At 65.9% G+C, this 15,983-nt stretch carries 12 protein-coding genes; 5 read left to right on the top strand and 7 right to left on the bottom strand.

The window, feature by feature from the left end; genetic code table 11:
* Nucleotides 1-209: 209 nt before the first annotated feature.
* The 3 genes from WI26_RS25255 to WI26_RS25245 all read right to left on the bottom strand — a co-directional run bounded on the left by WI26_RS25255 (nt 210) and on the right by WI26_RS25245 (nt 3,995).
* Complete coding sequence (locus WI26_RS25255) at nt 210-953, bottom strand: 2OG-Fe(II) oxygenase (protein WP_069227562.1); 744 nt, start codon at nt 951-953, stop codon at nt 210-212.
* A gap of 317 nt (nt 954-1,270) precedes the next feature.
* Complete coding sequence (locus tag WI26_RS25250; protein ID WP_069227561.1) at nt 1,271-2,863, bottom strand: inorganic phosphate transporter; 1,593 nt, start codon at nt 2,861-2,863, stop codon at nt 1,271-1,273.
* A 223-nt stretch (nt 2,864-3,086) separates the two neighbouring features.
* Nucleotides 3,087-3,995 carry a LysR family transcriptional regulator gene (locus WI26_RS25245; protein ID WP_069227560.1) on the bottom strand — a complete coding sequence of 303 codons (909 nt, stop codon included), beginning with the start codon at nt 3,993-3,995 and terminating at the stop codon, nt 3,087-3,089.
* A 128-nt stretch (nt 3,996-4,123) separates the two neighbouring features.
* Here WI26_RS25245 and metE point away from each other — a divergent pair, with 128 nt between their 5' ends.
* Entirely contained in the window at nt 4,124-6,415 is a 2,292-nt protein-coding gene (gene metE / locus WI26_RS25240) for a 5-methyltetrahydropteroyltriglutamate--homocysteine S-methyltransferase (RefSeq protein WP_069227559.1), read from the top strand.
* 161 nt (nt 6,416-6,576) lie between these two features.
* Here the strand turns inward: metE and WI26_RS25235 are convergent, their stop codons facing one another.
* Nucleotides 6,577-7,902, bottom strand: coding sequence for an MFS transporter (locus WI26_RS25235; RefSeq protein ID WP_069227558.1), 1,326 nt, complete (start codon nt 7,900-7,902; stop codon nt 6,577-6,579).
* Between the two features lie 53 nt (nt 7,903-7,955).
* Complete coding sequence (gene speB / locus WI26_RS25230) at nt 7,956-8,912, bottom strand: agmatinase (RefSeq protein WP_069227557.1); 957 nt, start codon at nt 8,910-8,912, stop codon at nt 7,956-7,958.
* 138 nt (nt 8,913-9,050) lie between these two features.
* On the opposite strand from speB, the gene WI26_RS25225 reads away from it, so the two are divergent.
* Nucleotides 9,051-9,962, top strand: coding sequence for a LysR family transcriptional regulator (locus WI26_RS25225; RefSeq protein WP_059508255.1), 912 nt, complete (start codon nt 9,051-9,053; stop codon nt 9,960-9,962).
* Nucleotides 9,963-10,039: 77 nt separating this feature from the next.
* Here the strand turns inward: WI26_RS25225 and WI26_RS25220 are convergent, their stop codons facing one another.
* A complete protein-coding gene (locus tag WI26_RS25220; RefSeq protein ID WP_044848788.1) occupies nt 10,040-10,504 on the bottom strand; it encodes an Lrp/AsnC family transcriptional regulator in 465 nt (154 codons plus the stop codon).
* Between the two features lie 134 nt (nt 10,505-10,638).
* On the opposite strand from WI26_RS25220, the gene WI26_RS25215 reads away from it, so the two are divergent.
* The 3 genes from WI26_RS25215 (at nt 10,639) to WI26_RS25205 (ending at nt 14,835) form a co-directional block, all read left to right on the top strand.
* On the top strand, nt 10,639-11,262 hold the full coding sequence (locus WI26_RS25215) for a LysE family translocator (RefSeq protein ID WP_059914793.1): 624 nt from the start codon (nt 10,639-10,641) through the stop codon (nt 11,260-11,262).
* A gap of 233 nt (nt 11,263-11,495) precedes the next feature.
* Nucleotides 11,496-13,085: a S53 family peptidase gene (locus WI26_RS25210; RefSeq protein ID WP_069227556.1), complete on the top strand. Its 1,590-nt coding sequence runs from the start codon at nt 11,496-11,498 to the stop codon at nt 13,083-13,085.
* Nucleotides 13,086-13,158: 73 nt separating this feature from the next.
* Complete coding sequence (locus WI26_RS25205; RefSeq protein ID WP_060323008.1) at nt 13,159-14,835, top strand: S10 family peptidase; 1,677 nt, start codon at nt 13,159-13,161, stop codon at nt 14,833-14,835.
* A 79-nt stretch (nt 14,836-14,914) separates the two neighbouring features.
* Here WI26_RS25205 and nadE read toward each other — a convergent pair whose 3' ends face one another.
* The gene (gene nadE / locus WI26_RS25200; RefSeq protein ID WP_059464550.1) at nt 14,915-15,763 is read right to left on the bottom strand and encodes an ammonia-dependent NAD(+) synthetase; all 849 of its coding nucleotides are present in this window, start codon (nt 15,761-15,763) and stop codon (nt 14,915-14,917) included.
* Nucleotides 15,764-15,983: the final 220 nt, after the last annotated feature.

Below are 15,983 nucleotides of genomic sequence, written 5' to 3'. Positions count from 1 at the left end.
GTTTTTCTCGCTCACCCGAAACGTCGATCCGTCATGGCGACGATCGTCTGAAGGGCAGTGCGCCCGTCGTCCGTTACCTCCTGTGACATGCAAACCGTGCGGCGGCGGCTCCACACAACGATCCTCGCGCAACGATGCGCAGTGTTTGTTGCACGAACTTATCCGCATGGCGAATCGTGCGGCAACATCGCGTTGCACGCCGCAGCCCGTCACTGCGCGTCATGGAAGATGATGCCGATCGTGTGGCGGTGACCGCTTCGGATTCTACTCACGCCATGGCGCAAGTTGACGCGGTAGACGCCGCGCGTTCCCTGTACGGGCCTGCCGTGAACGGCGAACATTACCGCGTCGCCTTGCGTCAGCGGCACCACTTCCGCGCGTGACTGCATGCGTGGCCGCTGTTCCGTCAGCACGAACTCGCCGCCCGTGAAATCCCGCCCGGGTGCGGACAGCAGGATCGCGATCTGAATCGGAAAGATATGCTCGCCGTACAGGTCCTGATGCAGACAGTTGTAGTCGTCGGGACCGTATTGCAGGATCAGCGGCGTGGGTCGTGTCTGTCCCGCCGCGTGGCAGCGATCGAGGAATGTACGGTGTTCTTTCGGATAGCGGATGTCGATCCCGAGTGCCTGGTTCCAGCGATTCGCGATCGGGGCGAGATGCGGGTAGAGCGTCGCGCGCAGCTTGGCGATGATCGCAGGCAGCGGGTACGCGAAGTACTTGTATTCGCCGCGCCCGAATCCGTGCCGTCCCATCACGACGCGTGAACGATAGAGCGCATCCCGTGGATAGAGCGAGGCGAGCGCATCGCACTCGCTTGTGGAAAGCAGGCCCGGTACTCGCGCACATCCGTAGCGATCGAGGTCGACATCGACGGTCGGCCAGTCGATTGCGTCGACGCGTTGCACGATGTCCGTCGATTCGACGACAGGTTGCAGATTGGCGATATTCACGGGCGTACCTCGGTTCGTCAGCGGTGTGGCACCGTACGGTCGAGCGAAACACTTGCAAGCGTCGCGCGCACGGTTGAAGCCACGATGAAAGTTGATGAACCCAGTCTAGCGGCGTCCATGTGCCGGCGCGCTCCATATCTTGCGCTCCAATCCGCAAAGGCGGAAAAGGGAAGGGCGTGGCACGGCCACATCCGATGCCGAGACATGTCGGAGCGGGGAAGCGGGGAAGCGGAGAGGCGGAGGAATGGGGAACGGACAAACGGCGGCGAAACCTTCCACGGCAGGCGGCCCTCACTGGCCGCCTGCCGTCTACCCGATCAAGCCACCGACCGGAACAACCAGTAGAGCCCGCCTGCCAGCACGATCGACGCGGGCAGCGTCAGCACCCACGCGAGCACGAGGCTGCGCACCGTGCTCCACTGCAACCCCGATCCATTCGCGGCCATCGTGCCCGCGACGCCCGACGACAGCACGTGCGTCGTCGACACGGGCAGCCCGTATGCGTCGGCTGCACCGATCGTCAGCATCGCGACGAGTTCGGCGGACGCACCCTGCCCATACGTCAAATGCTGCTTCCCGATCTTCTCGCCAACGGTTACGACAATTCGCTTCCAGCCGACCATCGTGCCGAGGCCCAGTGCGATCGCGACGGCGACCTTCACCCACGTCGGAATGAACTTCGTCGCGTGGTCGAGTTGCTTGCGATAGTTGTCGATCGCGAGCTTGTCGTCGGCGGCGAACGCGGGCTTGCCCGATTTCTCGATCAGGCGAATCGCCTCGGACACCAGATACATCGTGTTGCGCACGTTGTCGACGTCGCGTTGCGGCACCGCCGCCATCGACCCCGACGCGCCGACCGCGGTCGCGAGCGACGTGGACAGCTGTTGCACGGCAGGCAGCACGGCGGGCGTCAGTTCACGATGCTGCACGTAGTGTTCGACGTCGGCGCGCGGGTTCGCGGACGGCGCGACGCCGTTCGTGTACTTCCCGAATGTCGCGGCAGCCTGGTTCGCGACGGCGACGAAGGTCTGCGTTTCGGCCGGCGTGACGGCCTTGTTCAGCGCATACGCGGTCGGCACCGTGCCGATCAGGATCAGCATGATGAGGCCCATCCCTTTTTGCCCGTCATTCGATCCGTGTGCGAACGACACACCCGTGCAGGTCACGATCAACAGGCAGCGAATCCAGAACGGCGGCGGCTGATCCTTCGGCGGCTCCTGGTACAGATCAGGAATCCGCACGAGTGCTTTCAGCACGAGCAGCAGCAGTGCGGCGCACAGGAAGCCGACGATCGGCGAGAACAGCAGCGACTTGCCGACGCCGAGCGCCTGGCCCCAGTCGACGCCGCTCGTGCCGGTGGGCCCGTGCATCAACTGATTCATCAGGCCGACGCCGATGATCGATCCGATCAGCGTATGCGAGCTCGACGACGGCAACCCGAAATACCAGGTCGCGAGGTTCCACATGATCGCGGCGATCAGCAGCGCGAACACCATCGCGAAACCCGCGCCGCTACCGACCTGCAGGATCAGCTCGACCGGCAGCAACTGCAGGATGCCGAATGCGACGGCGCCGCTCGAGACCATCACGCCGAGGAAGTTCCACATGCCGGACCAGATCACCGCGACGTTGGGCGTCAGCGAGTGGGTATAGATCACGGTGGCCACCGCGTTCGCGGTGTCGTGGAAGCCGTTGACGAATTCGAAGCCGAGCGCGATCAGCAGCGCGGCGCCGAGCATCAGGTACGGGAACAGCGACCCTTCGCGGACCGGCGACAGATCGGCAATCAGGTGCGTGGCGATATAGCCGGCGCCGAACGCGAGCACCAGCAGGAACACGGCATAGCCGACCTGCCTGGTGCGTTCGACGGAACCCGAATTGTTCGGTGCGGACGAAGCAGGTTGATTCATGACGGCATCTCGTAAGGGAACCGTTTCCGATCCTAGCTTTCGCTAGCAGTCAGTTTGATGACAGTACGGATGGCGAATCATGGTCTTACGGATGTGTAAGAGGAAGTGCCGCAACGCCGTGACGCAATATGTCGTGCAAGGCTCGTGTTGTCGTCCAAATAGTGAACAACCAGCCTGCGCACCGACATGCGGACCGCCAGAAGTGCGTGGCGTGCGAGCGCGACTAGCGCAGCATGCGCGGCGCGCTCCACGTCGATTCGTGCGCGAGCGCGACGAATGCGGCCAGATAGTCGATCGATGCATCCGCGTCGCGGATGCCGAGGAAGATCTGTTTCGCGATGCCCTTCTTGCCGAGCTTGACCGGCACAACCGGTATCCGGTCCGCGTATTCATCGGCAAGCCACCTCGGCAACGCGGCCACGCCGCGCCCGCTCGCCACCATCTGCAGCATGATGTCGGTCGTCTCGATCGACTTGTGGCGCCGCGGCACGATGCCGGCCGGCGTCAGGAACTGGTTGTAGATGTCGAGCCGGTCGGTCTCGACCGGGTAGGTGATCAGCACCTCGTCGGTCAGTTGCTCGGGTGTCACGTAGTCGGCGTTCGCGAACCGATGCGCATCCGCGACCACCAGTACCTGCTCGTAATCGAACACGGGATCGAAGCGCAGCCCCGGCTTGTTCAGCGGGTCGGGCGTCACGAGCACGTCGATGTCATGGCCGAACAGCGCGCCGATGCCGCCGAACTGGAAGCGCTGCTTCACGTCCACGTCGACGTCCGGCCAACGTGCCAGATACGGCGACACGACCTTCAGCAGCCACTGGTAGCACGGATGGCACTCCATCCCGATGCGCAGCGTGCCGCGCTCGCCCTTCGCGTACTGCTTCATCCGCTCCTCGGCGAGTTCGAACTGCGGCAGCAGCCGGTTCGCCAGTTTCAGCAGATACTGCCCGCCCTGCGTGAGCCGCAGGCCGCGTCCTTCCCGGTCCCAGATCGGCGTGCCGAGCTGCTGCTCGATTTTTCGGACAGTATGGCTGAGCGCCGATTGCGTGAGATGCAGCGCATTGGCGGCACCGGTCAGCGAACCCTGGCGCTCGACTTCGCGGATCACGACGAGATGGAATCGTTCCAGCATGGAGATCGTTCATCCAACAGATACATGAACAGGTTTAATGGATGAATGAAATAATGCCATTTTATTTCATGGGATGAAATCCCTATGATGACTGCCGGAATCTTCAATTTCTTCTGGATGGCAGCTTCATGGTAACGACACACAACCTCGGTTTTCCGCGCATCGGCGCGAAGCGCGAACTCAAGTTCGGTCTCGAGCGCTACTGGAAGGGTGAATCGTCGCGCGACGAACTGAAGGCGCTCGGCGCCGAACTCCGTCGGCGGCACTGGAATGATCAACGCGATCTCGATCTCGCGCCGATCGGCGATTTCGCGTTCTACGATCAAGTCCTCGACATGAGCTTCACGCTCGGCAACCTGCCGAAGCGCGTGCAGGACTTCCACGGCGATGCGCTCGACAACTATTTTCGCGTCGCGCGCGGCCGTTCGGCGCAGTCGGCGGAAGAACACGCGGCATGCTGCGGCGGTGTCGCGGCCGGTGAAATGACGAAGTGGTTCGACACGAACTATCACTACATCGTACCGGAGTTCCACGCGGACACGAACTTCTCGCTCGATCCGTCGCGCCTGCTCCAGCAACTGGCGGAAGCGCAGGCGCAGGGCGTCGCCGCGAAGCCGGTGATTCTGGGCCCCGTCACGTATCTGTGGCTCGGCAAGGCGAAGGACGATTCCGATCGCCTCGCGCTGCTGCCGAAGCTGCTGCCGGTATATGGCGCGCTGCTCGACACGCTGACCGCGCAGGGTGTCGAATGGGTGCAGATCGACGAGCCGATCCTCGTCACCGAGCTCGACGCCGAATGGCGCGTGGCGCTGCGCACCGCGTACGACGCGCTCGAGACGCGCCGCATCAAGCTGCTGCTCGCGACGTACTTCGGTGACCTCAAGGAAAACCTCACACTCGCGGCCTCGCTGCCGGTCGACGGCCTGCATGTCGATGCGATCCATGCCCGCGACGAAATCGACACACTCGTGCGCGAACTGTCGTCCGACCGTGTGCTGTCGGTGGGCGCGATCAACGGCCGCAACATCTGGAAGACGGACCTGAACGCGACGCTCGACTGGCTCGAACCGCTCGCGATGCAACTGGGCGACCGCCTTTGGCTCGCACCGTCGTGCTCGTTGCTGCACGTGCCGGTCGATCTCGCGAGCGAGGAGAAGCTCGACGCGGAGATCCGTGCGTGGCTCGCATTCGCGCTGCAGAAACTCGACGAACTGAAAGTGCTCGCGACGGCGCTGAACGAAGGCCGCGACAAGGTGGCCGACGCGCTCGCCGCGAACGCTTCCGCGATCGAAGCGCGCCGTCGCTCGCCGCGCGTGCACAACCCGGCGGTAAAGGCAGCGATCGCACGCATCGACGCGCGACTCGGCAACCGCGCGAGCCCGTACACGCAGCGCGCGCCGAAACAGTCGGCGCGCCTGAACCTGCCGGCGTTCCCGACGACGATCGGCTCGTTTCCGCAGACCGCCGAGATTCGCGTCGCGCGCAGCCAATTCAAGGCTGGCGCGCTGGATGAAGCCGGCTACCGCAAGGCGATGCAGGCAGAAATCGAGCGCAGCGTGCGCGAGCAGGAATTGCTCGAACTCGATGTACTCGTGCACGGCGAAGCCGAACGCAACGACATGGTCGAATACTTCGGCGAGCAGCTCGACGGCTACGCATTCAGCCAGTTCGGCTGGGTGCAGTCGTACGGTTCGCGCTGCGTGAAGCCGCCGATCCTGTTCGGCGACATCAGCCGCCCGAAGGCGATGACGGTCGAATGGATCGCGTACGCGCAGTCGCTGACGAACAAGCCGATGAAGGGCATGCTGACCGGGCCGGTGACGATCCTGAACTGGTCGTTCGTGCGCGACGACCAGCCGCGTTCGGTGTCGTGCTACCAGCTCGCGCTCGCGATCCGTGACGAAGTGCTCGAGCTCGAGAAGGCCGGCGTGCGCGTGATCCAGATCGACGAGGCCGCGCTGCGCGAAGGGCTGCCGCTGCGCCGCTCGCAATGGGGCGAGTACCTGAAGTGGGCGGTCGAATCGTTCCGCATCACCGCGAACGGCGTGCAGGACGATACGCAGATCCATACGCACATGTGCTATTCGGAGTTCAACGACATCATCGCGTCGATCGCCGACATGGACGCGGACGTGATCACGATCGAGACGTCGCGCTCGGACATGGAGCTGCTCGACGCGTTCGACAGCTTCAGGTATCCGAACGAGATCGGGCCGGGCGTGTACGACATCCACTCGCCGAACATCCCGACGCAGGATCACATCGTCGGCCTGATGAAGAAGGCGGCCGAGCGGATTCCGGCGGAGCGCCTGTGGGTCAACCCGGACTGCGGGCTGAAGACCCGCCAGTGGGTGGAAGTGATTCCGGCGCTGGCGAACATGGTCGCCGCCGCGAAGACGCTGCGCAGCCAGGCGCGATAACGCACGAACGCCGCGCGCCTGCCGTCGCGATCGACGTTCGGGCGGCAGAACAAGCGGCTCGCATGTGCGGCACGCTTGTTCGGGGAGGTGGGAACGTTGCGGCGTACCGCGGTACGCGCAATGCAAACGGGCAGGCGATGTCGCCTGCCCGTTGCGCGAGGTTACGCGGTGCGTGCGCCGCGCGGCAGCGGTTCGTCCGCCTTGCCGGGCGCGCCGGCATCGTCGATGCTGACGCGGCGCGAGATCAGCCACACGCATACCGACGACAGCACGGCGGCGCTCGTGTACTGGATCGCGAGCGGCCACCATTGCGGCGCGGTGTTCTGTGCGATCAGCGTTGCGACGAGCGGCGTGAGGCCGCCGGCAATCGCACCGCACACCTGGTACGCGATCGAGATTGCCGTGTAGCGGATGCGCGCGATGAAGATGCCGCTGACGAAGCCCGCGACCACCGAGTAGTAGCCCGATTCCGCGAGCGTCGCGAGGCCGACGCCGACCGTGATCGACAACGGCGTGCCCATATGTACGAGCGGCAGCATCACAAACGGTACGACCGCGGCCCAGGCGCCGGTGATCAGCAGCACGCGCGTCGTGCCGAAGCGCTGCGCGATGAACGCGGCGGCGAGCTGCACGACGAACTGCAGCACGGCGACGATCGTCATGCAATGCAGCACCATCGACCGGTCGAGCGACAGGAACTGCGTCGCGTAGCTGATCATGAAGATGTTGCTGAAATACACGCCGGCGATACCGTACACGTTCGCGCCGATCGCGAGCAGCAGCAGCGGCCAGTACTTGAGCGCCTCGCGCACCGGGTTCTGCGCGGTGTTGCCGCTTTTCCTGACCTCCTCGAACTCGGGCGACTCGGACACGCTCGCGCGGATCACGAAGCCGACCGCCAGCAGCACGGCGCTCGCGAGGAACGGCACGCGCCAGCCCCAGCTCATCATGTCGTCCTTCGACAGCGTGCTGATCGCGCCGAACGCGAGCATCGACAGGATCAGGCCGCTCGCGCTGCCGAGCTGCGCGAACGACGCGAAGAACGTGCGCTTGCCTTCGGGCGCATGCTCGCCGGCGAGCAGCACCGCGCCGCCCCATTCGCCGCCGACCGCGATGCCTTGCAGCACACGCATCAGGACCAGCAGGATCGGTGCGATCACGCCGGCTTGCGCATGGGTCGGCAGCAGGCCGATCGCGACGGTCGACACGGCCATCAGCATCAGCGTCGCGAGCAGCGAGCGTTTACGGCCGAAGCGGTCGCCGAGATAGCCGAACATCACGCCGCCGAGCGGCCGCGCGAAGAAACCGACCGCGAACGAGCCGAACGACGCCAGCAGGCTGACGAAACGGCTTTCGCCGGGAAAGAACAGCGGCCCGAACACGATGGCGGCGGCGGTCGCGTAGCTATAGAAGTCGTACCACTCGATCGTGGTGCCGACGAACGAAGCGAGCGCCGCCCGCTTCGGTTGCTTGATGGCAGTCCCCATCTGTTATGTGCTCCTCTGGAATCCTCTGATTTGGAATAGGTCGGGTGCCGGGATCAGTCGCGGTACGCGACGCCGGGCAGCACGCACAGCAGCTCGTAGGCGAGGTTCGCGCCGAGCAGGGCCGTGGTGCCGAACGGATCGTACGGCGGTGCGACTTCGACGAGATCGCAACCGACGATGTTCAGCCCCTTCGCGCCGCGGATGATCTCGAGCGCCTGCGGCACCGTGAGACCCGCGATTTCCGGTGTGCCGGTGCCCGGTGCGTAGGCCGGGTCAATGCCGTCGATGTCGAAGCTGATGTAGACGGGCGTGTCGCCGATGCGCGCACGCACTTCTTCCATCAGCGGCGCGAGCGACTTGTTCCAGCATTCCTCGGCCTGGACCACGCGGAAGCCTTGCTCGCGGCACCAGTCGAAATCCTCGGCGGCGTAGCCGGTGCCGCGCAGGCCGATCTGCGTGACCTTGTCGCCGTGCAGCAGGCCTTCCTCCACCGCGCGACGGAACGGCGTGCCGTGCGCGATCTTTTCGCCCATCATCGTATCGTTCACGTCGGCATGTGCATCGACGTGGATCAATGCAACCTTGCCGTGCTTGCGGTGGATCGCGCGCAGGATCGGCAGCGCGATCGTGTGGTCGCCGCCGAGCGTGATCGGCTTGCAGTCGTGCGCGAGAATCGCGTCGTATGCGGTCTCGATGCGCGCGATGGAGTCGTGCAGGTTGTACGGGTTGATCGCGACGTCGCCGATGTCGGCGATCTGCAGCGAATCGAACGGCGCGGCGCGCGTGGCCATGTTGTACGGGCGCAGCAGCACGGATTCCGTGCGGATCTGGCGCGGGCCGAAGCGTGCGCCGGTGCGGTTGGAGGTGCCGAGGTCGAACGGCACGCCGACGAAACACGCGTCGAGGCCGGCGGCGCTCGTCACGTGCGGCAGGCGCATCATCGTCGCGATGCCGCCGCTGCGCGGCATTTCATTGCCGCCAAGCGGCTGGAAATGGGTGTGGTCGTTCATGGGCTTGTCTCTTCCGATGTGGGGTGCCGTATCATTCGACGCGGCTTGGCGCATAGTTTTACGCGTCCGGCCGGAAAGAAGAATGCGAAGATATCGACGTAAACATCGATTTTCATCGATGTATGGAAGGGGAATAGCGTGCTGGGGAATCTGTCGACCCTCGATCTGCGGTTGATCCGCGTGTTTCTCGCGGTCACGGACGCGGGCGGCGTGTCGGCCGCGCAGGCGATGCTGAACGTCGGCCAGTCGACGATCAGCGCGCAACTGTCGTCGCTCGAGACGCGGCTCGGCTACCGGCTCTGCGAGCGCGGCCGCAGCGGCTTCCGGCTCACGCCGAAGGGCGAGCGGTTCCACGCGATGAGCCGCAAGCTGCTCGCCGCGCTCGACGAATTCGGGATAGCCGCGCGGCACATGGACCGCCAACTGGTCGGTACGCTGAATATCGGCCTGATTGGCCATACGCCGGTCAGCCAGAACGCGCGGATCGCCGAGGCGATCGCCGCGTTCCGCACGCGTGACGAGGCCGTGCGCTTCTCGATCTCGGTGCGCGCGCCGGGCGATCTCGAGGAGAAACTGCTCAGCGGCGAGATCCAGATCGCGGTCGGCTACTTCTGGCATCGCGTGCCGACGCTGCACTACACGCCGCTGTTCATCGAGCGGCAGGTCGCGTACTGCGGTCGCGGCCATCCGCTGTTCGAACGCGCCGGCGGGCTGACGCCGGCCGACGTCGCGGGATTCGAATGGGCCTGGCGCTCGTATCCGCTGCCGGAGGCGCAGATGTCCACGACGCCCGATCGCGTGACCGCGACCGCCGACAACATGGAGGCGGTCGCGCTGCTGATCCTGTCAGGCCACCACCTCGGCTATCTGCCGCAGCACTTCGCGGCGCCGTATGTCACGCAGGGGCTCCTCGCGCCGCTCAACCCGGATCGGTTGCATTACGAGGTCACGTTCCACATGGTCGTGGCGCGCGACGGGCGCGGCGATCCGCTCGTCGAAGCGTTTCTCGAGGATCTCGAACGCGCGCACCAGTCGCCCGACGTCGTGTGAGGTCTCGCGCGCCGCGCGTGAGGCCAGGCAACGCGGGCCCTGCGGCCGGGTATCGCGCGCGCGGCCCGCTGCGGGCATCAAGGCACCGGTAACCCCGCATCGTGTTTCACCTCCCGCAACGACAGCGCCGATTCGATCGATGTGACGCCCGGCAGCATCCGCAGCGAGTCGCGCAGGAACGTGCCGTAGTCGTCGAGATCGCGTGCGACCACCTGCAACAGGTAGTCGGCCGTGCCCGCGACGTTATGGCACGCAAGGATTCGCTCGATGCCGAGCACTTCCCGTTCGAACCGGTCGGCGACCTTGCGGTCGTGCGTCGCGAACCGCACGAGCACGAACGCGACGACGCCGAAGCCGAGCGCCTGACGCGACAGCTGCGCGCGGTAACGCTCGATGTAGCCGTCGTTTTCGAGACGTTTCAGGCGCCGCGCGCACGGCGTTTCGGACAGGCCGACGGAATCGGCGAGGCGCGCGATCGGCAGGCGGCCGTCGCGCTGCACCGCGGCGAGAATCGCGCGATCGGTTTTGTCGAGTTCGGTCATGTTGGCGGAATCCTCGTTTGGATTCCATGATTGTGGCGGATTCCGCTATGGATCGCCAATACTGAGCCAAAGATGGCCAATAATCCCTCCACCTTCAGCGGCAACATATCGTCATTGAAGGACGGGGGCAGACCATGATTTCCACGCATTTGCTGTTGATTTATCTCGCCGCGCTGGCGGCTATCTACGCGGTGCCCGGGCCCGACATGGCGCTCGTGCTGCAGACCAGCATCGGCCGCGGCGTGCGCCCGGGCATCGCGGCGGCCGCGGGCCTTTCATTGTCGCGCACCGCGCACGTGACGCTGTCCGCGTGCGGTGTCGCGGCGCTGATCCGCAGCGCGCCGTGGCTGTACGAAGTGATCCGTTACGGCGGCGCGCTTTATCTCGCGTACGTCGCGATTCAGGTGTTTCGCTCGCCGGTGTTCGCACTCGGCGACGGCGACGAGGCGGCTCCGGGTGAACTGCGGCAGTCGTTCTTCAAGGGGCTGCTGACGAACCTGCTGAATCCGAAGGCGCTGCTGTTCTGCTCGGTGCTGCTGCCGCAGTTCGTGCGGCCCGAGGCAGGCCCCGTCGTGTGGCAGATGTTCGCGCTCGGCGCGCTGCTGGTCGCGGCCGGCGTGTGTTTCGATCTGGCATGCGTGTTCGGCGCGTCGCGCATCGCGGCGTGGATGCGCGCGCATCCGCTCGCGCAGACGGTCCAGCGCTGGACGTTTTCCGCCGCGCTGATCGGGTTCGCGCTGCGCCTGTCGATGGATTGAGCGGCATCGCTGCCGCGCGGCAGCGATGCGACGATCGATAGAGGCCGGGCGCAATGCCGGCCTTCGTGTGCATGCTCGCCGCAGAAGGGCGTGCGCGCAAATCGTCTGACTGATCTAAACTCCGTTTAACTTCGCGCATTCGCGAACCGACTGACCGAACGGAACCCACTTCCGCCGGCTATGTCCGATTTCCTGGCTGTTCCGTGCAACGCGGTACCAAGGAGGGTCTGAACATGGCAAGGCATCTTCACGCCGACCGTGAACCCCGAATCGTCCCCGAGTCCAAGTGCCTCGGGCCGTGCGATCCGGCAGAACGCATCCACGTCACGATCATGTTGCGGCGGCAGGAAGAAGGGCAACTCGATACGTTGGTCCACCAGCTCGCCACCGGCGACGCACAGGCGAAACCGCTGTCGCGCGAAGCCTTCGCGCAGCGTTTCTCCGCCCATTCCGACGACATCCGCAAGACCGAGGACTTCGCGCGTCGTCATCAGTTGACGGTCGATCGCGTCGACCCGGTCGAAAGCGTCGTCGTGCTGTCGGGCACGATCCAGCAGTTCGAAGCGGCATTCAGCGTGAAGCTCGAACGTTTCGAGCATCGTTCGATCGGTCAATACCGCGGCCGCTCGGGCCCGATCGCGCTGCCGGACGATCTCGGCGACGCCGTCACGGCCGTGCTCGGCCTCGACAGCCGTCCGCAGGCACGGCCGCACTTCCGGTTGCGTCCGCCGTTCAGGCCGGCGCGCGGCGCCACGAGCGTCACGTTCACGCCGATCCAGCTCGCGTCGCTGTACGGCTTTCCGGCCGGCGACGGCGCCGGGCAATGCATCGCGATCGTCGAACTCGGCGGCGGCTATCGCGCGGCCGATATCGAGCAGTATTTCCGCGGGCTCGGCATCGGCACGCCGCCGACGCTCGTCGACGTGAACGTCGGCACCGGCCGCAATGCGCCGACCGGCGACGCGAACGGCCCGGACGGCGAAGTCGCGCTCGACATCGAGATCGCCGGTGCGATCGCGCCGGCCGCGAAGATCGCCGTGTACTTCGCGCCGAACAGCGACGCGGGCTTCATCCAGGCCGTCAACGCGGCCGTCACCGACACGACCAACAAGCCGTCGGTGATCTCGATCAGTTGGGGCGGGCCGGAAGCGATCTGGCAGGCGCAGTCGGCGCAGGCGTTCAACCGCGTGCTGCAGGCGGCCGCCGCGCAAGGCATCACGGTGTGCGCGGCGTCGGGCGACAGCGGCTCGGGCGACGGGTTGCAGGACGGCACCGATCACGTCGACTTCCCTGCGTCGAGCCCGTACGTGCTCGGCTGCGGCGGCACGCAGCTCGATGCGTTGCCCGGGCAGGGCATCCGCAGCGAGGTCACGTGGAACGACGAGGCGGCCGGCGGCGGCGCGGGCGGCGGTGGCGTCAGCACGATGTTCGACCTGCCGGCATGGCAGCAGGGGTTGACGGTTGCGCTCGCCGACGGCAGCAGCACGCCGCTTGCTAAGCGCGGCGTGCCGGACGTCGCAGGCGATGCATCGCCGCAAACGGGCTACGAGGTGTCGGTTGCGGGCACGCCCGCGGTGATGGGCGGCACGAGTGCGGTCGCGCCGCTGTGGGCCGCGCTGATCGCACGGATCAACGCATCGGCCGGCGCATCGGCCGGCTGGATCAATCCGGCGCTGTACAAGAATCCGGGCGCGCTGCGCGACATCACCAAAGGCTCGAACGGCACGTATGCAGCCGCGTCCGGCTGGGATGCGTGCACGGGCCTCGGCAGCCCGGACGGCGCGAAACTCGCGGCGATCCTTGCGCGCAAGCCATCGAGCTGACGCACCGGCACAGGCCTTTCCATGCGACGCGGGTGTCCTGCCCGCGTCCTTTTTCACCTCCAGGAGCAGCACGATGGGCATCGATTCCGCATCCTCCGGCGGCGTGTATCCGCTGCATCACGGCGACCACAATTCGCATGGCGTGCCGCCGACCATCAATCCGGTCGCGCTGAGCCACGGCCGCGACCAGCCGTTCTTCGATCCGGTCGCGTACGGCAACGGCCCCGACGACTCGGTGACCGACACGACCGAGGCGGCCGCGATCACGCACCACACGATCCTGATCGACGGCAAGCGCATCGCGTACACGGCGACGGCCGGGCATCTCGTGACGGTCGATCCGAGCAGTTCGCAGCCGGCCGCGAAGCTGTTCTACGTCGCGTTCACGGCGGACGGCGCGAAGGAGGAAACGCGGCCCGTCACGTTCTTCTACAACGGCGGGCCCGGATCGTCGTCGGTGTTCGTGCTGCTCGGCTCGTTCGCGCCGAAGCGCATCAAGACGTCGATGCCGGGGTTCACGCCGCCCGCGCCGTACCAGATGGAAGATAACCCGGACAGCATGATCGACCACAGCGATCTGGTGTTCATCAACCCGGTCGGCACCGGCTATTCGGCGGCCGTCGCGCCGAACCGGAACCGCAATTTCTGGGGCGTCGACCAGGATGCGAATTCGCTGAAGCAGTTCATCAAGCGCTACCTGACGAAGAACAACCGCTGGAATTCGCCGAAATACCTGTTCGGCGAGTCGTACGGCACCGCGCGCAGCTGCGTGCTCGCGTACAAGCTGCACGAGGACGGCGTCGACCTGAACGGCGTCACGCTGCAGTCGTCGATCCTCGACTACCGGCAGGCCGGCAACCCGGTCGGCGCGCTGCCGACCGCCGCGGCCGACGCGTGGTATCACAAGAAGCTCGGCGTCACGCCCGCGCCGACCGATCTCGGCGCGTTCGTCGAGGAAGTCGCGCAGTTCGCGCGTACCGACTACCTGACCGCGTTGCGCAACGTCCCGCATGCCGATCCGGCCACCGTGCGGAAGCTGTCGGAGTACACGGGTATCGATGCGGCGACGCTGCAGACATGGGGCCTCGATATCGCGGGCTACGACCCGCGCGGCAATTCGTTGTTCCTCACGACGCTGCTGCGGGCGCAGGGGCTGGCGCTCGGTTCGTACGACGGCCGCGTGACCGGGATTTCATCGGGCATCGCCGGCAAGATCGACCCGAACTCGGGCGGCAACGATCCGACGATGACGGCCGTGACGGGCGTCTACACGGCGATGTGGAACAGCTACCTGAACGAGCAGCTGAAGTTCACGTCGAATTCCGCGTTCACGGACCTGAACGACCAGGCGTTCCAGAACTGGGACTTCAGCCATATCGACCCGACCGGCGCGCAGCAGGGCATCGACGCCAAAGGGAACGTGATCCTCTATACGGCCGGCGATCTCGCCGCGGTGATGGCGTTGAACGTCGACCTGAAGGTGCTGTCGGCGAACGGCCTCTACGATTTCGTCACACCGTTCTACCAGACCGTGATCGACCTGCAGCAGATGCCGCTCGAGGATCAGAAGGTGCGGCAGAACTTGTCCGCGCGCTTCTATCCGTCGGGACACATGGTGTATCTCGACGGCGGTTCGCGCACCGCGCTCAAGCGCGATCTCGCGACGATGTACGACGCGACGGTCAGCGATACGGGCGCGCGGATGCGGATTCGCGCACTGCAGGCGAAGAAGGCGGGCGGGCACGCGTAGCGGCGCCCGTCGTGCACATGCCGCGCGTAACCGCCGGGGTTCGCGCGGCACGGCATGGTGTTGCGACGACGGGGCCGGCTTAGGCGGCCGGCCAGTCGAACGGCGTGTACGGCAGCGCGCGCTTGTGGCGCGAGCCGTCGTAGAAACGCAGCACCGTTTCGTACACGCTGTCGGCGACGGGCTTGCCTTCGAGGAAATCGTCGATTTCGTCGTAGGTGACGCCATAGGCGTGCTCGTCGGGGCGCAGCGGACGCAGTTCCTCGAGGTCGGCCGTCGGCACCTTCATCACGATCAGTTCGTCACCGCCCAGCGCGCGGGCGATTGCACGCACGCGACGCTTGCTCAGGCCGGCGAGCGGCAGCACGTCCGCGCCGCCGTCGCCGAATTTCGTGAAGAAGCCCATCAGCGATTCGGCCGCGTGGTCGGTGCCGATCACGATGCCGCGCCGCGCGCCGGCGACCGCATACTGCGCGATCATGCGCTCGCGTGCCTTGATGTTGCCGTGCACGAAGTCCTGCTGTGCGGGGTTTTCGAATGCGTGGCCGGACGCGACGAGCGACGCGAGCATCGCGTCGGCGGCCGGTTTCACGTCGACCGTGAAGGTCTCGTCCGCGCGCACGAACGCGAGCGCGCGCTGTGCATCGGCTTCGTCGTTCTGCACGCCGTTCGGCAAGCGCATCGCGATGAAGCGGGCGTCGTAGCCTTCGGCGCGCAGCCGTTCGACCGCCAGTTGCGCGAGCCGCCCGGCCGTCGACGAATCGACGCCGCCGCTGATGCCGAGCACGTAGGTCCGCAGGCCGGTCGAACGAAGGTACTGCGCGAGGAAATCGACGCGGCGGGCGATTTCGGCATCGACGTCGAATTGCGGGGCGACGTTCAGTTCGGCAATGATCGCGCGTTGGCGGCTGGCGTAATCGGCGGATGTCATGGAGGGTGGTTCCGGAACGAAATGCGAGGCGCCCATCATAAGCGCAATCGCGGTCCGGCGCCGCGCCGGGCATGCGATCCGGTGACCGCGCGTTGCATCGGCGAGACGGGCTGCCGCGTCATGGGCAGCGCGCGACGCGGCAGACTCCGGCGTGCACGCGGATGCTCCGTTTCGATGCATGGGAGTGCGGTGACGGCGCGCCCTGCTTCCGCTCGCCGCG

Origin of the sequence: Burkholderia diffusa, assembly GCF_001718315.1 — a bacterium.
In the GTDB taxonomy this organism is placed as follows: domain Bacteria; phylum Pseudomonadota; class Gammaproteobacteria; order Burkholderiales; family Burkholderiaceae; genus Burkholderia; species Burkholderia diffusa_B.
Note: the sequence above shows the minus strand (reverse complement) of the source record. Positions and strands in the feature narration are given on the sequence as shown.